Raw genomic sequence first — 21,067 nt, 5'->3', positions numbered from 1 at the left:
GATATTATTATGATTAGAAAAAAACATCCATTTTGTACTCTAGCAAAAACAGCTGTTGCATTAACTATGATCATTCCTACATCCCAAGCCATTAGCCATACGTTTGCCTACGCTCAAGAAAATATAGCGAATTCTCAACAAAAAGTAGCGCCATTTTGGAATAAAAATAAAGATTATCCAGGTGAATCTTACGTTACATATGAAGGTAAGATTTATCATTCTGTATATTGGGTAAATGCAGGTACATTACCTACCCAACAATTTAGCGGTTGGGAATTATATACTGGTTCAGAATATATAACTGACAATAGTGATCCAAATGATTTATTTGGTGAAGGAATCACTTGGCCAACTCATGTTTTTGCACCATATGTAGATAACGGCATGAATCCTCAAAACCTATTAAAATATGCCCAAGAAACAAATACTAGTTTCTTCACGCTTTCTTTTATAGTGGCTGATAAAAATGGAAATCCAGTATGGGGAGGAAGTCATACCCCTATTGGAGATGGTAACTTAGATGATCAAATTAAACAAATTAGAAAAATAGGTGGAGATGTTAAAGTATCTTTTGGTGGAGCAAATGCTGGTAATATCCCTGGATTAGGTGCAGATCTTGCCGCAGCTATTACAGATGTGAATAAATTAAAAGATGCTTATAAAAGTGTAATTAACACATTACATTTAACACACATGGATTTTGATATTGAAGGCGTCTTAGTTGCTCACCCAGAATCTATCGAAAGAAGATCGAAAGCAATTGCGTTATTACAAAAGGAATTAAAAGCTGAAGGTAAAGATGTAAAAATTGGTTATACCTTACCAGTAATGCCATATGGCCTAACTAATGATGGACTAAATGTAATTCAAAACGCTATAAAACATGATGTAGATTTAAATTCAGTTAATATTATGACTATGGATTACGGGCAACAAAACCAACAAATGGGACAAGCTGCAATAGATGCTATTAATAGCTTGCATGGACAATTAACTAATTTATATAAAGGTACTATTAAAGATTCTGACATTTGGAAAATGATTGCTGTTACACCTATGATAGGAAAAAATGATACTCAAAATGAAATTTTCACATTAAATAATGCAAAAGAATTGTTCCAATTTGCCAAAGAAAAAGGTATTGGGGAAATTAGTATGTGGTCAGTGTATCGTGATAAAAAAGCTACTGAAAGTTGGCAAATCGGTCAGGCAACTGGAGATGCTTCTGGATTACCCGATGTAGACGACGGTGCTTTTTCTAAACTATTTTCTGCTTTTAATAGTAGTACTGAAATTGACGTAATCGCTCCAACAGCTCCTTCTAACCTACGCTCTGCTAGTCAAACAGCAACAACTGTTGAGCTACAGTGGGAGGCTTCCACAGATAATATTGGTGTGAAAGAATATGAAGTTTATCGTGATGGAAAAAAAGTAGGAACAACAAAAACAACACGTTATGAAGATGCGGGATTACAAGCCAATACAAAATATAATTATACAATTAAAGCTACAGATGCAGCAGGAAATAAGTCAAAAAGTAGCAATGAAGTTTCAGTTACAACAAAAGAAGAGAATCCAGACCAAATAGCTCCAACAGCTCCAACAGGATTACAAGCATCAGAAACTACTACAAACAGTGTTCATTTAATATGGGAAGAATCCATAAGTAATGTTGGTATAAAAGAATATGAGATTTATCGTAACGGTACGAAAATAGCTACAAGTCCTTCAACTTACTATACAGATGAAAATTTACTGGCTAGTACAGAATATAGATATATGGTAAAAGCTATAGATACTCAAGGAAAAGTTTCAGTTGCGAGTAATGAAATCAAAATCACAACAAAAGATACCCCCTCTTCTGAGTATAAGGCATGGAATTCGTATGCTGCATATAAAAAAGGAGATAGAGTAGAACATCAAGGTAAAATTTATGAAGCAGTTCAAAGTTATCAAGGATACGGTGATCCAAATTGGATTTTCTCATTAGCTTTATGGAAAGTAATTAAATAAACCGTAATACTATTAAATAAAAGACATCTTTCTTTTCAGATTAATGTCTTTTATGAATTGAAAATTATATTTTACAAATCTATTCTTTCATTTGCCCTAGACTATATATTTTCTATAGGTAATTCTTATTTTACATTACTATGATTTGATTAAGCATCATATTTTCTAAGTTAAGATAGAGTTTACATTTTTAATAGTTCGGACGAAAGTCCTAACATTAAAATCTATTTAACTATATATACAATTAAAAGAAGGTCTTAAGATGCAGACAAACACTAATACTATAGAGGACATCTATCAGGAGATATTAGATGGAAAAAGAAATAGATTCCCACCAAATACTTGGAAATTAGATAGAAATAATCAATTGGCTAGAAGAGTAACAAAATATTTAGTAACAAAAATTTTGAATTGGAATGACGAAGAGATAAAACAAAATTGGAATAACAAATTGATTGCAAAGTATCGATTACGTGGTGTATTGAAGCACAAATATAATAATAGTCCATATGCGATGATTAATGATTTATACCCGAATCAATTTAAAGAATGGGAATTTAGAATGACACCATTAAATTTTTGGACGAAAGAAAAGGCCCTACAATTATTAAAATGGTTAATTGAAGAAGAGGAGAATTTACCACCACAAAAACTCTTGCAAATTTATGGGAAAAAATGGTTAATTGAACATCGACTAAGTGCACCTTTAAGGGTGATTTGGAATGGAAGCCCGTATGCGATGATTAATGATTTATATCCAAATCGATTTAAAGAATGGGAATTTAATAAGGCTCCTAATAAGTTTTGGACGAAAGAAAAAACATTACAAGCACTAAAATGGACAATTGAAGAAAAAGAAAAATTAAATCTGGATCAATTGAAGAATATATACGAAAATAAATGGTTAGCCCAATCAGGATTGCGTGGAGCCTGTCAATTATATTGGAATGATAGTCCGTATGCAATGATTAATGATTTATATCCAAATCAATTTAAAGAATGGGAATTTAAGATGACACCTAGTGGTTTTTGGACGAGAGAAAAAGCGCTAGATGCATTACGGTGGACAATTGAAGAAAAAGAAAAGCTGACAGATAATCAATTATTACAGCAATACACAATGAAGTGGCTTAAAAGTCATAGACTATGGACACCTGTAGTAAGATACTGGAATGGAAGTCCATACGCAATGATTAATGATTTATACCCAAATAAATATATAAAAAGTTCCTTCAGAGGATATATATATAAAGTTTAATATTATTAGACATAGCTTAATTAAAATAAAAGCTTAACTTGCTAAACAGCAAATTATATTTTCTTGATGAGAGAAATATTTAATGAATAATTGGCACAATTAATAACAATAGTAAAACAGTAAAAAATGGCTATTGGTTTAAAAATAAATTCAAGATTTTAGAGGAGGATATTTATGCAAATAAAAAATATTCTATTTATATTTAATATGATGAGGCTTCTAGCAATAGTTATCTTTTTTCTTCTCTTTTATTTTACACATCAACTATCTTACCTTTATTTTTTAGTTCCTTTTATTCTTGAAATATTCACTAGAATTATTTTTAAAAAAAACAAAATTTTATATATGAATTTGATAAAAAAGCTAACAATGACGCAATAGCTTGAATTCTCCCTAAAAATAAATATGTAAACTGTCTCACACAGGGTTTGAATTGAAAACAAAGATGCGAAGTCATAAAATAGACCTCGCATCTTTGTACTTAAAACAATCTATATAAATCCCCTTAAACATTATAGCAAGTTTTTTAACAAGACCATCACATCTTACTCACTACTTTAAATCCCACTTTTCTAAACGGAAGTAAAACAATACCCCATCCTTAGTATTGGTTACACCGTACTTTGCATCATGTAATTCGAATATATTCTTTACAATTGAAAGCCCTAGACCCATCCCCCCGCATACTCGTTTTCTTGATTTATCTACTCTATAGAATTGATCCCATATTTTCTCTATTTCTTCTTCTTTAATATGGGATCCTTTATTTTCGAACCCTATATATACGTCATGTTCTTCTTCATTTACCACTAATACTATAGTTTGTCCCGAATCTGTATACCGAATTGCATTCGTAAACAAATTGGTTATCACTTGTTCCAATAAATTTGCTTTCCCCTTCACACACACATCATCTATATTTGTTTTTATTTGCAGTGCTTTTGCATCAATTTGACCGTGTAAATCTTTTGCAGCCTGATGAATCAAATTTCCTATATGAACTTGCTCCGACTGTATTTGATACGTGCCTGATTCATATTTAGCTAAATTAAGCATCTCATCAATCATTACATTCATTTTCTCTATTTCTTTTTCCAACGCCCCCCAGTAGTATTGATTCATTTCAGGTGCAATCCCATCTTGCAGCATAGATGCCGATACCTGCATGACACTAAGTGGTGTTTTCAATTCATGTGAAACACCTGCAATAAAATCTTTTCTTGTCTGCTCTAATTGCTTCTCTTTTTCTAGGTCACCTTTCAACTGATTAATATAACCTTCCATTCTATCTGAAAGTTGATTTATATTAGCGGATAGTTCCCCTATTTCATTTTTGGATTTAATAGAAAGCTGATTTTGAAACTCGAATTCCATAATCTTTTTCGTCGCTTCATTAATTTTTAATAATGGTTTTGTGATGATTCTTGAATAATAGAAAGACATTATAAGCGATAGAACCAATACAAATGCAACGATATATATATAATAATCACTCATTAAGTCGCTTGCTTTCGTTATTGGCTGCAGAGAAGACATCGTATAAATAAGTTCTTCCACTTGTCCGTTTTTCAATATTGGTTTAATTGTCTCTAGATACCTGATACCACTAATTTCAATCTCACTTTGAGTCCATTTTTCTCCCTCTAACTTCACTTTATCGCCAAGCCATTCCCCTTGAAATTGTAAGATTCGATTTGCAAAAACTTCATTACCATACATTGTATTATCTTTACTCTGATTATTATAGATAGGAAAATTTAATTCTGTTACAATCCCTTCATAGCGATACAACTTTTCGAGCTCACCTTCTTTTATAAGTCCGTATACCTTTTGCGCACTTGTTACCAAATGCCTTGTAATCTGATCTTGCATAAATTTCCCATCATACCCCTTTATTTTTAATGATATTGGGACAACAATATCTTTATTAGCTACGTCTTTACTCACTGTATTCATATCGGCAATATTATTCAGTTTATTGATTAAACTCGTAATTATTATACTAAAGTTAGAATCCATATCTTTCTTTGCATTAATTAAATTATTAAAGACAACTTTAGAAGAACGAGTTGGTTTATTTTTGTCAATGACCTTGATATAATAATCCCCTGATGGCAGGATTTTAATGTCTGCTTCTTTATTTAGTCTTGCAATCAGAATACCATGTTGATTTGCATAAGTAGTTTCTAAATTTTGCATTTTCTTCTCATCCTGTGAATGAGACCCATAGTATTTCTCATACTGTTGTAATTGTTTTTGAACACTTTCTTTTTCCTTGTCTATATACAAGTATTTCGTAACATACATTTGTCCAAAAAATATAACGGCAATAATCATACAGCATAATAAAAACGTAAGGGAAAACAATTGAAATACTATTTTCCGTCTCATCATCTATCTACCTCAAACTTATACCCCGTTCGAACAACAGTTGTAATATGTTTTGCTCTCTCGCCTAGCTTTACCCGTACATTACGCATATGTGCAGTTAATGTTTTATCATCTCCATCATAATCATATCCCCAAATGTTCGTAATTAACATGTCCCTTGTCAACACTTGATTCTTATGCTGCATTAACGATAGTAAAATTTCAAACTCTGTATGTGTAAAATCTACTTTTTTTCCATCTATAGAAACAGTACGTGCCGATTTATCTAAATGAATACCACATAAATCAATGCAGTCCTGGAATTGTACAATTTGAGTTGTTTCTTTGAATAAACGCTTTGCTCTCGCTAGCAAAATAGTTGGTTTAAATGGTTTTGTTACATAATCATCAGCTCCTAGTTCAAACCCGAGTAATGTATCATCCTCATCACTTCGAGCTGTTAATAAGATAATAGGAACAGTAGAGTTCTTACGAACACGTCTACACACTGACCATCCATCCATGACTGGGAGCATAATATCTAATATGATTAAACTGATATTATCATGTGCAGTAAATAATTCTAACCCTACTTGGCCATCCTCCGCTGTTATTACTTCATACCCATCATGAGAGAAATATTGTGCTATCCCCTCTCGTATGATTTTTTCATCTTCAATGATCAACACTTTTTTCATATAATTCTCATCCAATCTATGCTTATCTACATGGAAACGGTCATGGCTTGCCTTCCCATTTGAACCCATGATTGTTCAAAATCATTTCGATTAATCGCTATATGTTTCTCTGTCTTTAGCGGATCGTTAATATATACATATTGGTCATCATAATTTGTCACTACGACACTATGCTGATGATATGTCACTTTCATTTCCCCTTCATCTGTTCTCCATGTGTAAAATTGACCCTCAGGTAATAGTTTAAAACGAGCATTAGTTAATACCCATACAGGGAACCCTTGATCTATCGCCTCATAAATTTGCTGCGGTTCCTTGTGGCTTAAATCTATTACTTTATCAGCTGGAACATATAACTTTGCTAATTCTAAAATCGGTTCCACATAAACACCTAATCCAGGTTTATCAAAAGTAGCAATATCCCCAATAAATCCCTTATGCATATTTCCCTTCAAACCATTTCTCTGAAATGGTACATGTTTTATTTTTGAGGCTAGCTCCATCTTGTCAACTTGCGCTCCTGAAAATTGAAGTACCATTGCAAGGCTCGTTACTTCACAACCGCGCATCAATTCTGGTTTTTGTAAAATCAACGGAACATCCAATGGCTTTGTAATTTTTTTCCCTTGTTCTATAGCCACATTTTCATTTTCAACTACCACTTTCTTAAGGGATTCTACAGATACATTCCTCTTTTCTTCTACTACTGATTTTTGTTTCACTTCATCTGCTATGGCAGGTTGTTTTTTTGTAATTGTAGGAATATCACTATTTGACATGCCAATACTTGTACCTAATACCGATAGAGTGACTAAACAGATTGTTGCCTTTCTGATTTTATTCATGATTATCTCTCCTTGTAACTTTCTAAGGAGAGTGTAATTTATTCATATTTAGATAAAATCATATTCATAGAAAGACAAAGTTAAATTTATATCAAGATTATATAAAGATGACTCTTATACGTATTAATCGTATGTGTGACAAATCGCGCTTTCAACAAGCAAGCATCTACCACTTTCTATCAATTGAACCACTTCATCACACGTCATGAATTCAGAAGCAGAAAAAACTCCTACAGTTTATAAGAAAAAATACATCTACGTACAATAATGTAGTTTGCTTAACATGTTTAGAATTCACACCGTATACTTTTCATATCTGGTTTGAATACAAAAATACCGATTCCAAAGTCATACATATAAGAATCATTCACTCGTCTAATATAGACCAAATCCATACATCACCATTATTTTCATGTTAAGTATTTACTGGTTCAATTTTTTCTATATGATTTATAATGTTCCAGCCAATTGAAGTTCCACCCCATCATCTATATTGATTTCACTGATTCTTTTATAAATTTAAATTCTTAATACATACATCACTTCACACAAGGTTAATATTTACTAGTACACGATAACTGGTTCATATGTGTTTAAATTATCATACACATTTTTTGCAATACTAGGAGGAAGGTTAACACACCCTCCCGATCCTCCTGTTAAATAGGCATTATTTGCCCAGTTTGTTCGCCAGCCAGCATCATGGAACCCTTGACCGCTATTTGTGAATGGAACCCAGTAATCTACTTTAACTGCATAATCACCTTTACCTACTGCGCTACCTTTAAGTGTATACGGTGACCGTTTATAAAGAACGTACCACACACCTGGTGAAGTATCTTCACTCGTGCTATGTTTCCCAGTTACTACATTTGTTGTGACTGCTAATTTCCCATCCTTATAGATCCAAATATGTTGCTCTGCAATTGAAATTTCCGCGTACGTGTCCCCGATACCATTATTCGATGTTGTTTCATAACCAATGCCTTCCTTACTCCAGCCATTTCCGCGAATGTTAGAAGCAGAAAGTGATTTTTCACCTTTTTCAAAAGCTTGTTGGACTTGCTTTGTTTCTTTTTCAACATCTAGTGCCCAGCCATAGCCTTGTCCTTTTACTAATATGACCGAACCGGAATGGGTTTTAAAACTAAAATCTTTATTTAATGTTGATTTAGCATTATTAATTTCAGCTATCTTATTCTTAATGTCGCTCGCATCGATTGTAACTTTCATGTCCTTTGACACAGAGGCATTTTGAATTAAATCTTTCGCTTTTAAAGGATACACCTCATTCTGCACTTTAAAATCTACAGACTGTTGAAAAAGATTGTGAAGTGCTTCCTCCTCTTTTTTGATAATCGGATCGTCTTCTTTAATAGGCTGTATGTATGCAGACTTCAAATGAATTTCGCTGTTATACTTCTGCTTGTCGTAATCTTTCAGTAGACTCGTAATGTCATACTGTTTTCCTTCAACGCTTTTTGAAATAACAACTTTTCCTTGTTTGAGCTTCGCCATAGCATCTTGAGGCGCTTTTAATTTTTTATTCATAGAGAAGAGCTTTTCTTCTACAACTTTTTTCATCGTTTCACTACGATATTGTTCTGCCTTTTCTGGTAACAATGAATAATTCTTTTCCTTTGAGGAAGGAAAAAGTGTCCACTGGCTTTTTAATAGTTTCTTAACTTGAGGCAAATCTTTTTCTGTAAGTTCCGTTTTAGTATCTTTTTCATCTAAAATTTGTTGTTGATCGACATAGACTTTGTTTGCTAGTTCAGATGTTTTTAATTTCTGAATTGCCTGATCAGCGCTCAGACCACCGACTTTTATGTCGTTAATTGTAACATTTGAATTGAAGTGGTTTTCCTGATAATAAATCATTCCCCCAATGAGAATTGTGATTATACCACCACCCGTTGCAACAAGCTTCCAATCTTTAAAATGTTTGCTTGATCTTACTCTTTTTTTATCAGCTTCTTCAACCGACTCATTTATTGTATTGTTGTTCATTAATCTTTCCTCCGTTTATACCAAAGCCAAAAGATTTTAAACTAAAATTATTGACTAATGTAACTTATTGTTTTTAAAATCTCATTATTTTTAACCATATTTCATGGTAATTAATTGATCTATTTTAGACTTTTATTAAACGACACATAAAAATTGGCAGATAAATTTTCAATTCACATCAAGCAGGCTTATACAAGTAATAAATCAGTATAAGTTGCGCGAAAACGATAAATACGAAATCGATACCACAAAAAATAACTTTTCCATTTAGGAGCGCTAAAGTCTTAACTTGATAGCTAAGACCTCCATCGCTATCAAATTAAGACTTTAAAAATAGTTCCAAATCCCCTATCTTTCTACAATATTCATTCAGATTACTGTTTTAAGTCAGTTTGGTTCTACTTCCTTATTACATAGTTTTAGTTTGCATACTTCCCCTGATTATTTTTCAAATCAAAATACGCATCTAAAACCTCTTTACCAATTATTGAATTAATTTTATTACCTTTGTCATTAGTTATCCATGGGACAACAACAGAAAATGCCACCTCTGGTTTATCATATGGAGCGTAACCTGTTAGAGTTAAATTATAACAACGAACACGCTTGCCCTCTTGATCCTTACCAACGCTATTATCATCGCCTCCATAAACTGTTTGTGCTGTTCCAGTTTTACCAGCAGGCTTATAAGGAAGATTTTTGAAAGTACTCACACCAGTTCCGTCACCTTCTTGAAATACACGTCTAAACCCCTCTTTTACTCGATCTATATATTCTTTTTTCATATCTACATGGTTTAATACAACTGGTTCCATCGATTTTATAATTTTACCAACATCTTCCTTTCTTGTAGTTTGTTCTCTAATTTCTCTCAAAATTTGTGGTTTTAATCGATTTCCCCCATTTGCAATAGTAGAAACATACTGTGCAAGTTGCAAAGGAGTATACGTATCGTACTGCCCGATAGCTAAGTCTAACAAGAAACCAGGTTGATAATTTTCTTTTCTCATTATTCCAGATGTTTCGTTTGGGAGATCAATTCCAGTTGGAACCCCTAATCCGAATTGCCCAAAATAATATCTCATTTTTTCAAATGCACTTGCCTTTATATCTAATGAGCTATTTGGTACGTAATCTATTCCTGCTATTTTTAATGCCGTATTAAACATATAGACGTTAGAAGAAACTTGTAAAGCTCTTAAATCATCAACAATCCCAAAATCTTTCCAAGATTTCTTCTCCTTAGTCCCTTTAAACTTCATAGGCACATCATTAAAGTTTGTACCGGGTGTAATAGCCTTCGTTTCAAATCCGGTTAACACTGTGGCACCTTTTACAGTTGATCCAAGCTCATATGAGCTCGTCATCGTACCTAAAGCATAATCAGCTATTTCTATGTCCCCATCTTTCTTCCCTAATTTTTTACCCGCCATAGATAATATTTCTCCTGTATTCGGATTCATCATCACTACAAATGCCCGATCTAAAAGAGGCTCTGAACCCTTATAAGCTTTTAATTGCTTTTCAAGAATTTCTTCTACCGCCTTCTGTAATTTCATATCAATTGTCATAATTAAATTATTGCCACTTTTCCCTTTAGAGATCGTTTCCGTTTGAATAACATTCCCTTTTCTATCAGTAACATTCTTAACTTCTGCCTTAGTTCCATGTAGTACGTCTTCATAGCGTTGCTCGATATAACTCTTTCCAATACGATCATTGCGATTGTAATCACGAACTAAATAGTAATCTAAATTTTCTTTTGGGAGCCCCTCTTCTGTGCTTGTTATATTACCTAGTACAGAGCGGAATAATTCACCATTTACATAATTACGTTCCCAGTCAATAGTTGCATCAATCCCTGGAAAGTCCGATAAGCTTTCACTAATTGTAGCGTATTCTTTCTCAGATACATTTTTCTTTATAATTTGTGGAGTCATTTTATAACCTGAATTCATTCTCCCTTTAATAGTTAATATCTTTAAGTCTTGTGGACTTAATTCATTTAATTCCTCTGCTGTGACACGTCCTCGTCTCAATTCATCTATTTTCTTATCAAATTCTTTTCCTTCAATATTTTGTTTACGTAAATTTTCTTCATCTTTTTTTGTAATCTTTTTTTTCGTTTTTTCCTTGTTTAACTGCATCCAATAGTCTTTTTTGTCTGTTTCAGTCAACCTATTTATATCTTCTTCTGGTATTTCAAGTATTTTGGAGAGTTTTTTTGCTATTTTTAAGATTTCTTCAGAAGTGATATCCTTCCCCTTTGTATACGAAATAGTACGAACAGCAGTATTATTAACCACATTCTCACCTTCCCTATCAAAAATTTGACCACGTGGAACAGGAATACTAACCGTCGCATTTTCTTGCTTTTCAACTACATTCTTATAACCCTCTCCGTCAACAATTTGTACTTTTCCAAGCCGAATGATAATTGCTGAAAATGATAAAAAAATGCACAAAAATAATATATTTAACCTTATAAATACCTTGTTTTTTTGTAATGTTTTTAATTGCTTCATATTAATCTCCTTTTAATACTAAATACATTGAACTAATATCCCTAAAAAAATTCCCATCACATAACCCAAAAGTATTTCCCCCTGCATTTACATTATGTCTACAATAACTATTTGAAAATTTTCCAATAATAAAATTTCCATACTCACTAGATAAAAACATATGCAACAGAAAACAACATAAATTTTATATAAAGATCATATAAAGATCATATAAAGATGTATATTTCAAGAAAAAATTCAGGGTGTAAATTCATGTAAAAAATAAATGTTTAACAAGTAGAGTTTTTATAAAGGTTCTCAGCAGACTGATTTTTTATACAAATCAGCTTATTAATAAAATGTATAATTTGAATAAAATAAATAAAAGTTATAAGTTGATTAAAGATATTGTGGTAAGTAATAATGTAATTCAAGAAAAATTCAAAATAAATAGTCATCATTATTTAAAATTTAAGCTCTTTAAAGTATAAATGTATTAGTATATTTTAGCTTTAGTACATTGAGACCCACATAGTTTCTATGTACTAAAGCTATTTTTAGAGTTAAGAGTTAAAAATCTATCTTTAGTACATTCTATACTTATCAATTGTATTATGAAAAATTGTTAAAAATAATGGAACACATCATTCAAAATGATCACAATAACATATAAAGGTGGAGAAGACGTTGGATTTTCGAGACTTAAAAATTTTTCAAACCGTAGCAAGATTTCAAAATATTACCGCAGCAGCACGAAGCCTTAATTATGTACAATCAAATGTAACAGCGCGTATTAAACTACTAGAACAAGAGCTAAATACAGTTTTGTTTTATCGACATGCTCGGGGTATCACATTAACTGGTGATGGACAAATATTTCTTGAAAAAGTTAATAAATTGTTAAAAGAATTCGAAGAATTGCAAAATACGTTTATAGATGATGATAATCCCACAGGTCTTCTCAATATTGGAACTGTAGATACTGTTCATCCCTTACCAACCATCTTGGCCAGCTATCATAAACAATTTCCTAATGTAGATATCTCTTTAAAAACAGATGTAAGTCAACGTTTGATCTTAGACATCCTAGAATTTAAGCTTGATGGTGCCTTTGTAACAAGTCCGATTCAAGATTCTTCCTTAGAGCAATATAAGGTAAGTACGAAGACACTTGTATTATTTTCAAATCGTCCTACATTTGATATACAAGATTTAAAAAATGAAACATTTTTAGTGTTTAGTCCCGGATGTGGGTATCGTTTTGTTTTAGAAAAATGGTTGAAAGATGAGGGAATTCTTCTTAAGAAAATTATGGAGTTTAATATGTTAGAAATGATTTTACATAGCGTATCACTGGGTCTAGGCATTACGGTTCTTCCAGTTACAGCTCTAACTTTTTTTACAAACATTCCCAATATCTACTCTCATGAAATACCTGGGAAATATGGAAAAATCGAAACGATATTTGTTAGAAATAAGGATATAGCTTTATCTCTTACTATGAGAAAATTCATAGAAAATATACAGAGTTTATAGTAAACGTCTATAAATGATAATATTTTTATAACAAAAGTCCTAAATTCTCCAAAATAACCGACAATATTTTAAAAACAACAACGACAGATTTAGAAATATATATTGAAATTAGAGAAAAATCGAAGGATCTTAACGGATACCATTCGATTTTTTTGTGATTTTTTAATATCGATCATTAAAAATGATATGTATCATTTTTTAGAATTATTTTACGAACCTATATTCAGTATTTTAAAATTCATAATAATAATGTTATTTTTATATACTCAATTTAGAAAGAAGGCTAAGGGTGAAACAACACAGAATGTTATTTAGTATGTTGATTTCTTTACTACTGGGTATTATATGGGAAGCACTGTTTCTATTCTTATGTTATGAATTTGAATATATAGATGTAATTTATTTTTCAATAATTCGTTATGGTTCGATAACAATTATATTATTGGTTTTATTATGGATTAAAAAGAAAAAAAATTCTTATTTAGAGGATACTGGTAAGTTATTTCTTTTTTTAATATTAATGGCATGCACTGTATACAGTATGTTGATTCTTCTAAAACAAATGTTAATGGAAGAAGAGATAGCTTCTCTGTTGGCTTCTACTATAGAAGTACTAATGCCCTTAATGTCTATTGTAATTTTATGGGGGTGTGAACTTAATAGGTTTAGGATATTCACAACTTGTACAGCTTTTATAGTAACATTTCTTATACTCACAAAGGGAGATATAAGTATATTGTATACATTACAAGATCAAATACTTCCATTATGCTGTATTTTAATTGGAATAGTAAGTTGGATTGTCTATAAACTAGACGATTAATACCTCATCATTCAGTATTTGGTGCCGGTACAGTATAAAATTGTACAAAATTAATAAACAAAATTCTATTATATAGAAGAGATTCAACCAATTTGTTATTAGCAAGTTGATTGGAAGAGAATATCATATTAGAAGTTCATTATTTTTCTTTATATCTTGAATGGAGGGTGACCTTACTGAAACCAATCAAAATAACAAGTAGAAAAGCAACTAGATTAATATTAAACTAGTTGCTTTTTTTCAAAATCAAACATATAAATGTTCCGTTAATACATATGGTTTTATCATTTCAAAAGGCTTTGATACCCTATTATTCCATACAGTTCCCCTACGCTCACACTCAAAGATCCCTTCAATATAATGAGCAATCTGTGGGCCAAATTCTCGCTCGATTAGTTAGATTACACTATTAATTCCTGGCTTTCCCCCTTCACTTCTTACCAACTTTCTATGATTTAAAATACGATTCTGGATTTTTTAACACCTAAAAGCCTCTTATACATTCATCTCCAACATATTTAAATTTAGTTTGATGATTTAACATAATTAAAAATCTATAAGTTAATATTTATACACAATTTTAAAATACGAATAAACAGTTAGTACATAATAACCCAAATAAATTATGCAATATGCACCACTACTAATTAGAATAGGAGTAAAAATATTATATATAGGCATATTGATTATTACTGGTATAGCAAACAAGCTATGAACAAGTCCAACTATCACAGGTGAAATAAAACTAAAGCTAACTTTTTTCGAAATGGACCTTCTTAATTCTTTTTTTGTAACACCTATCTTACGAATAGTCTCGTAATATCCCTGATTAGCATATGCCTCAGATAATTGTTTATAGTAGATAATAGAACCCGTTTCCAGTACAAATATTAGCCCTAAAAAGCTACCAATAAACAACGTCAATCCATATATATTCATAAAATCTATATGGATTTTATAAAAAGTACTAATTGTCGAATTTTCACCGTTGGGCATTAGCTTTACTAAACTCTCAGTCAATTCTTTACTATCCTCTTGCTGAGTTACATCAACGTTTTTTACAATATGTGTCTGTTGTGTTTGCATAACAATTTTATAGAGATAATCAGGTACAATTACAACCAATTCTCCTAAATTAGTAAGTCTATAATTTCTGATTCCCTTAATTACTGATGTTCTTTGTTCCGTTTCAATAGGTAATTGAACTATATTACCATTATTAAGATGCTTATTATTTTCTGGACTATATATAAATACTTCCCCTGTATTTAAATCAACTTTTTTCACCCCCATATTTTGAGCATTCAAATTAAAATTTGATTGTGACATAAGCTGAAATTCATTTGTTAATTTATATTGGGAATTTGGTACACTTATATTTCCTTCTCTCGCCTGACTCTCTCCCTTAATTGTTAACATTTCTACATCAAAATCACGAATAATAGCATTTTTTTTCTTATTATCCTCAAAAACAGCCTGTATACGCTTTTCCATTTCATCATCTTGTTTTTTATATGAAAAACTGTACGGTGCATTGTTCTTGGTTTCAGATTGTCCATAATAATAACCCGTTACAACTGTACTAATCGCTGTTAAAGCTGTGGCGCTTAATATAGCATTTGTTGCAAGTAATTTAGCATTTCCTTTTACTTGATATAATAGTTGTGAGATATTTAATATGTTCATACCATTATAGAGTATTTTTATTTTCTTTTTAATTTTCTTTATTAAAATGACTGTATAAAATGTATATAAAAGGTATGTCCCAATAACTGTTGTAAACAAAATGAAAAACGGGATTACAATAGGGGGCATAGCATCCTTCACATAGTTTATAACCTCATGAAAAAAAGCTGCTAAGAAATAGCCTAATCCAATTAACATAAGGGCTATATACGCCAAAATTTTAGATTCCTTCGGCATACTTTCTCCTTTATGATTTGCTTGAAACAATTCAATTAATTGGAATTGATAAATTAAGCGTGAGTTGTTCCATGCTGTATATAATAAAATAACTGAAAAGACGGTAAAAGTGTCTATTATTGCTTTTATAGACATCTTAAAACGAATTGGTGTGTTTAACTTCATCATACTCATTAACAGTTCCAAGAATAACTTAAAGCTCATGCTGCCAATCAGTATTCCGATTACAAGAGCTGCACCTCCCATTATCATAGTTTCACAAAATAACATCGTACCAATTTGTTTTTTAGGTATACCTAGTAAAGAATATAATCCTAGCTCTTTTTTACGTTTCCTTATAAAAAAATTAGTAGAATAAACAATAAATATGGCTATAAAAATAATAAGAATCACTTTTGACGATTGAAGAACGTTATTAATCGTCACATTAGTAATCATTTCTTTTTTTATTTGATTATTATATCGGAGTGATGCAAATATAAAATAAATAACCATACTCGAAGTTAGGGCTACAAAATAGAGTAAATACTCTTTTAAATTACGCCATATATTACGTTTAGCTATTTCAAATAAAGTCATTTATCTTAACCTCCACGAATATTTATATATCAACATTTTACCAACTTTCTTTTTACAGATTTCACGATACGTGAAATCACATACCACACTTTAGTCCGTCTTAGACATGAGGTGAACACATCATTTTTTCATAGAATTCCCCTCGTAAACCATTTAATTTGATACAGAATTAATAATCTTTACTCAATGTACACGTAATAAATCCTTTATTTAATAAAAGAGTGGATACTCATGGGAGTATCCACTCTTCTGTTAGAGGGTTTTACTATTAAATTAAATCTTCCATTCTTCTTATTCATACCGTAAACACTCAATTGGATCTAATTTAGCTGCTTTATTAGCAGGAAGTATACCAAAGAAAATACCGATTAACATAGATATTCCAACAGATAGTAAGCCAAGATCTACGGAGATAATGACCGGCCATCCACCAATGGAAGCAGCTATCCAAGCAAAGAAAATGCCTAAACCAAAACCAATTCCTCCACCCAATCCAGTTAAGAAGCAGGATTCAATGAGAAATTGCATTAATATTTTTCCTCTTGTTGCACCTAGTGCCTTTCGAACACCTATTTCACGTGTACGCTCTGTAACCGATACAAGCATGATGTTCATGACACCAATACCACCTACAATTAAAGAAATTCCAGCAATACTAGCAAATACTATTTTCATCGTTCTCATTGAATCTTCCATACCTTGACTATACTCTTTTGTATCATCTGATACTGTAAACGAATACTCCACTTCCGGTGATTTCAAACTGTTTAGTACTGATAAAGCTTGTTTTTCTACAATTTCTCGCTCGTTGGGAGAAGATAGCTTCATTTTCACTGCATCATACTCCTCGACACCTGCAATCAATGCTGTATTATCAATTGACGTATATCCATCGTATATTTTAAACGACCGCTTAAAATTATCTGCATATTTATATACCCCTACAATTTTATATGGCTTTCCTTTTATATCTATATACAAATCATCTTTCCAAGTATCAAATATTTTTATAAATAAAGCTTCACTGATAACCACAACAGGAATTGGTTTTTTCAGTTCATCCCCCGTTAATTCACGCCCATATACCATTTTTAATTTATAATCCTTCATAAAATTACCTGTTCCCACGTTTAAATTAAACGAAACAGCCTTTGGACCGATATATGTTTTTACATCTATTTGTTTCTTTGGATACACGTCTGTAACACCTTGTATCACTTGCAATTGCTTCACCATATCCGGTGTAATTTTAGCTTTTTCTGTTGGAGAATCAGGATTATAATAATTTATATTAATTTCATCCATATGGCTGCTCTCTGTAAGATCTTTTTGCATCTTTGCAGTATTTCCATCCCCCATTGCGATAATCGTAATAATTGCACTAATTCCAATAATAATTCCTAACATTGTTAAAACGGATCTCAACTTATGCGCAAAGATAGACGATATGGCCATCCTTATATTTTCTTTTGTATTTATATTCAACCCCTCCAATCTTGAACCATACTTCCATCACGGGTTACAATTTGGCATTCTGCCGCTTCTCTAATTTTATGTTTATGGCTAATCCTAATGATTTTCGATCCTTAAGAGATCCATAATTTGAGTACTTGTTTTCGTATTAAGTGGCTGCCATTGGTTTCCCCGCTATAATGATTTTCGGGTTATTTACAATCGCACGTACTACAGCAACATTTTCTCCGTTTTAACATAACAGTGCTAAATAGATTTCACCACATACCGTGTACAATATAAAAAAGCCCCCACTTTTTTATTTCCAGTTCCTTCTTTCCCTAATATATCTATAGGATAGAAAAAACTATTTAAATAAAAAGTGGGGTAAATATAAAATTTTTATTAAATTTTTAATTTCTCTTCTTTTGAAAATCTCACTTCAAATATTGTTCTTGCTGTATTACTTGTAACAGAGATTGTCCCATTATGTTGCTCGACAATATTTTTTGCAATGAATAACCCAAGACCAGTTCCGCCTCTCTGCTCTGTTCTTGCTTTATCACCTGTATAAAGTCTATCAAAAAGATAGGGTAAATCTTCTTCCGGAATCATCTCTCCATAATTAATAATCTGTACGATAACCTCTCCATTATCAATATATCCATTCATATCAACAAAATATCCACTATCTCCATATCGAATTGCATTTGTTAAAAGATTTTCAAATACTCGGTTTAATAAATTCTTGTCACCGTTAATATATAAATGAAGATCAACGTTCAATCTAACGTCTAAATGATGCTTCTTTAATAGCGGATACAATTCTTCGTGTAACCGTATTAGCAACTCATTTATATTAACTATTTTTTTATCTAGCTCTAGCATGCCAGAATTCATTCGAGTAGTTTCAAGTAACTCATCAATTAATCTTTCAAGTCTTAGCGATTTCGTAAATGCAATCGTAAAACAACGTTTAATTTGTTCCTTCGTCAGTTTTTCATCTTTAAGGGTTAAATCTAGATAACCTAAAACAGATGTTAACGGCGTTCTTAAATCATGAGCCAAATTAACAATTAGCTGATTTTTACTATTTTCTTCAAAGTCTCCCCTCTCGATCGCCTCCTTTAATCGTTCACTCGCTATATTAATTTCACGCCCAATATCTCCGACTTCATCCTTTAATGGAATTTGAACTTTATTTGTAAAATCACCGTTAGCGACATATTGAATGCCTTTAGAAATTTCATTCAAATACTTTAAGTATGGCTTTGTTAAAAGGAAAAAAAATAAAATAGATAGTACGATAAATGCAATCAAAAAGAAAGTAATATCTTCAAATGCTCTTCCTGTTGCCCTAAATTGTTCTAAGGGATCTATATGAAGTACCATTGTTTTATAATAGAGCATTCCTTTATAAGTCATATATGTTCCACCAGCTGCTAGTGCCATACTTAGCGCAAAAAATGTAAGCATTTTAAAACGAAAACTTCTCATTATTTTAGTCATTAAAAGCATAGCCTCCCCTCATATCGTCTTTACTAACTTATTCTTTTATTATCCTAGCCAAGTTTATTTTCGCAAACTATGAATATACACCTTAACTGTATTTCCATTTTCATAATAAAAATTGTCTCCCCATACTTGTTGAAAGATGTTTTAAACACTATCTAATTTCTTCGGGTGACTCACTAATCGACACAAAACATCAAGCTCTTTAGGGCTAATTTAAATTGTTCTCCATATATCTGTTCCACTTTTTGCTCAAAATCAATAACAACTCCCCCTACTTCTAAAGGGATCTTCCCTTCTCTACTTGAAATTGATTTAACCTAAAAAATTGATGAAGTTGTGCAATTACACGTGAAACCAACTCAAGCGCTTAGAATGGCTTTGTTATATAATCATCCGAGCCTAGTACAAGACCTGCCACCTTATCAAAATCAGATATTTTCGTACTTAAAAAGATGATATGCCTATAATATTTCAAACAAAATTGTCCCATCACTTCATATCTATCCATTATTGACATTATAATATCTAAAAAAATTAGAGTGATTGTATGTGAATGGATGTTACAAATTGTTTCTTCTCCATTAATTGCTTTCACAACATGTTAGCCTTCTTTTTACTAAATGCAACCTAATCATTCTAATGATATCTACATATTATAATTTAAATAAATTTCATTTGATTACTCCTCATATTTCATTTTTATACGTTTAATTTTAAAGTAGTTTATTTTACGTAAAATCAATCTAAGGGAAGTGAATTCATTAAATTTTGAAACTTAAAATTTTTATATTATTAATTAGTGTCCATGTACACTAATACTTTCTTATTAATAAATAGATTAGCTATTAAAAGATGGTAGTATAACTAATTTCTAAATGCAAACACATTGTACAAAAATAAAAAATATATACCCTCTAAATCTAGAGTATTAATCTATTCCTCAATTTAAATACATCCTTTGTAAATTAAGTGATGTATCTTAGGTATTTATTTGATAAAAAAGAAGGATGAATGTTCAATCAACTGACACAACTACTTTTTAGGAAGTGTGTTATAGTTAATTCAGAATCAATACTGCATAGCAGCATTAATTCTCACCTATCTTTTATTTATTTGTTTTTACACCAACTTAAAGGAAAGACCAACTATATTTTTAGTTGGTCTTTCCTTTTGTTATCAGAATAAGATTAAGAATCACTTAGTTTATATACAAATTACTATTTATTTTACGATAATGTACATATACTTCCGATAGAATTCTACCGTCCCCTTGATAAAATATGAAAAACATAACTAGTTAAGATATCTTTCACAAAAAAATCGAAACAAAAAGAACTTGTAATATATAATTACAAGTTCTTTTTATCGTAACTTCAACACATTGGAACTATAAACTTGTAAACAACAACATTAGAGGAAGGGTGAATTATCCCTTTAAAATGATTATATAACTAATTTTCATATTTTGAGATTGAAACCTTGAACATTTCGTTAATTTTAACGATTACTTTAATATTCTTCATTTTTAATTCACACAAACA

13 protein-coding genes and 1 pseudogene are annotated in these 21,067 nt (G+C 31.2%); 4 read left to right on the top strand and 10 right to left on the bottom strand.

Annotation, left to right across the window (positions count from 1 at the left end):
- The first annotated feature begins 9 nt into the window (after positions 1 to 9).
- Together MHH27_RS29200 and MHH27_RS29195 are read left to right on the top strand one after the other, a co-directional pair.
- Positions 10 to 2,013 (top strand): fibronectin type III domain-containing protein, encoded by a 2,004-nt coding sequence (locus MHH27_RS29200; protein WP_340945160.1) that lies wholly within the window; start codon positions 10 to 12, stop codon positions 2,011 to 2,013.
- Positions 2,014 to 2,275: 262 nt separating this feature from the next.
- On the top strand, positions 2,276 to 3,271 hold the full coding sequence (locus MHH27_RS29195; protein WP_340945158.1) for a DUF4046 domain-containing protein: 996 nt from the start codon (positions 2,276 to 2,278) through the stop codon (positions 3,269 to 3,271).
- 552 nt (positions 3,272 to 3,823) lie between these two features.
- Here the strand turns inward: MHH27_RS29195 and MHH27_RS29190 are convergent.
- The 5 genes from MHH27_RS29190 to MHH27_RS29170 all read right to left on the bottom strand — a co-directional run bounded on the left by MHH27_RS29190 (position 3,824) and on the right by MHH27_RS29170 (position 11,719).
- Positions 3,824 to 5,662: a sensor histidine kinase gene (locus MHH27_RS29190; RefSeq protein WP_340945155.1), complete on the bottom strand. Its 1,839-nt coding sequence runs from the start codon at positions 5,660 to 5,662 to the stop codon at positions 3,824 to 3,826.
- Positions 5,662 to 6,339 carry a response regulator transcription factor gene (locus tag MHH27_RS29185; RefSeq protein ID WP_161114039.1) on the bottom strand — a complete coding sequence of 226 codons (678 nt, stop codon included), beginning with the start codon at positions 6,337 to 6,339 and terminating at the stop codon, positions 5,662 to 5,664. The genes MHH27_RS29190 and MHH27_RS29185 overlap by 1 nt, the downstream gene beginning before the upstream one ends.
- A gap of 26 nt (positions 6,340 to 6,365) precedes the next feature.
- On the bottom strand, positions 6,366 to 7,184 hold the full coding sequence (locus tag MHH27_RS29180; RefSeq protein ID WP_161114038.1) for a C39 family peptidase: 819 nt from the start codon (positions 7,182 to 7,184) through the stop codon (positions 6,366 to 6,368).
- Positions 7,185 to 7,748: 564 nt separating this feature from the next.
- The gene (locus MHH27_RS29175; protein ID WP_305926233.1) at positions 7,749 to 9,194 is read right to left on the bottom strand and encodes a L,D-transpeptidase family protein; all 1,446 of its coding nucleotides are present in this window, start codon (positions 9,192 to 9,194) and stop codon (positions 7,749 to 7,751) included.
- A 419-nt stretch (positions 9,195 to 9,613) separates the two neighbouring features.
- Entirely contained in the window at positions 9,614 to 11,719 is a 2,106-nt protein-coding gene (locus MHH27_RS29170; protein ID WP_161114036.1) for a peptidoglycan D,D-transpeptidase FtsI family protein, read from the bottom strand.
- Positions 11,720 to 12,385: 666 nt separating this feature from the next.
- On the opposite strand from MHH27_RS29170, the gene MHH27_RS29165 reads away from it, so the two are divergent.
- The gene (locus MHH27_RS29165) at positions 12,386 to 13,234 is read left to right on the top strand and encodes a LysR family transcriptional regulator (protein WP_305926232.1); all 849 of its coding nucleotides are present in this window, start codon (positions 12,386 to 12,388) and stop codon (positions 13,232 to 13,234) included.
- Positions 13,235 to 13,523: 289 nt separating this feature from the next.
- On the top strand, positions 13,524 to 14,057 hold the full coding sequence (locus MHH27_RS29160) for a hypothetical protein (RefSeq protein WP_340945145.1): 534 nt from the start codon (positions 13,524 to 13,526) through the stop codon (positions 14,055 to 14,057).
- A 561-nt stretch (positions 14,058 to 14,618) separates the two neighbouring features.
- Here the strand turns inward: MHH27_RS29160 and MHH27_RS29155 are convergent.
- The 5 genes and pseudogenes from MHH27_RS29155 to MHH27_RS32110 form a co-directional block, all read right to left on the bottom strand.
- Complete coding sequence (locus MHH27_RS29155) at positions 14,619 to 16,559, bottom strand: ABC transporter permease (protein ID WP_340945143.1); 1,941 nt, start codon at positions 16,557 to 16,559, stop codon at positions 14,619 to 14,621.
- Between the two features lie 291 nt (positions 16,560 to 16,850).
- Entirely contained in the window at positions 16,851 to 18,014 is a 1,164-nt protein-coding gene (locus MHH27_RS29150; RefSeq protein WP_276576204.1) for an ABC transporter permease, read from the bottom strand.
- A gap of 26 nt (positions 18,015 to 18,040) precedes the next feature.
- Positions 18,041 to 18,258: pseudogene (locus MHH27_RS29145) on the bottom strand (macrolide ABC transporter ATP-binding protein); the annotation flags it as partial.
- 158 nt (positions 18,259 to 18,416) lie between these two features.
- Positions 18,417 to 19,520 carry a sensor histidine kinase gene (locus MHH27_RS29140; RefSeq protein ID WP_161114032.1) on the bottom strand — a complete coding sequence of 368 codons (1,104 nt, stop codon included), beginning with the start codon at positions 19,518 to 19,520 and terminating at the stop codon, positions 18,417 to 18,419.
- Positions 19,521 to 19,893: 373 nt separating this feature from the next.
- Positions 19,894 to 20,121 (bottom strand): response regulator, encoded by a 228-nt coding sequence (locus tag MHH27_RS32110; protein ID WP_305926230.1) that lies wholly within the window; start codon positions 20,119 to 20,121, stop codon positions 19,894 to 19,896.
- Between the last annotated feature and the right edge of the window lie 946 nt (positions 20,122 to 21,067).

This window comes from Bacillus sp. FSL L8-0152 (assembly GCF_038006365.1).
Taxonomy (GTDB): Bacteria; Bacillota; Bacilli; order Bacillales; family Bacillaceae_G; genus Bacillus_A; species Bacillus_A cereus.
Note: the sequence above shows the minus strand (reverse complement) of the source record. Positions and strands in the feature narration are given on the sequence as shown.

Excerpts from the sequence above, each read along its gene's own strand:
- MHH27_RS29155 (WP_340945143.1), bottom strand. The coding sequence starts at position 16,559 with ATGACTTTATTTGAAATAGCTAAACGTAATATATGGCGTAATTTAAAA.
- MHH27_RS29190 (WP_340945155.1), bottom strand. The coding sequence starts at position 5,662 with ATGAGACGGAAAATAGTATTTCAATTGTTTTCCCTTACGTTTTTATTA.
- MHH27_RS29200 (WP_340945160.1), top strand. The coding sequence starts at position 10 with ATGATTAGAAAAAAACATCCATTTTGTACTCTAGCAAAAACAGCTGTT.
- MHH27_RS29150 (WP_276576204.1), bottom strand. The coding sequence starts at position 18,014 with ATGGCCATATCGTCTATCTTTGCGCATAAGTTGAGATCCGTTTTAACA.
- MHH27_RS29175 (WP_305926233.1), bottom strand. The coding sequence starts at position 9,194 with ATGAACAACAATACAATAAATGAGTCGGTTGAAGAAGCTGATAAAAAA.
- MHH27_RS29140 (WP_161114032.1), bottom strand. The coding sequence starts at position 19,520 with ATGACTAAAATAATGAGAAGTTTTCGTTTTAAAATGCTTACATTTTTT.
- MHH27_RS29180 (WP_161114038.1), bottom strand. The coding sequence starts at position 7,184 with ATGAATAAAATCAGAAAGGCAACAATCTGTTTAGTCACTCTATCGGTA.
- MHH27_RS29170 (WP_161114036.1), bottom strand. The coding sequence starts at position 11,719 with ATGAAGCAATTAAAAACATTACAAAAAAACAAGGTATTTATAAGGTTA.
- MHH27_RS29195 (WP_340945158.1), top strand. The coding sequence starts at position 2,276 with ATGCAGACAAACACTAATACTATAGAGGACATCTATCAGGAGATATTA.
- MHH27_RS29185 (WP_161114039.1), bottom strand. The coding sequence starts at position 6,339 with ATGAAAAAAGTGTTGATCATTGAAGATGAAAAAATCATACGAGAGGGG.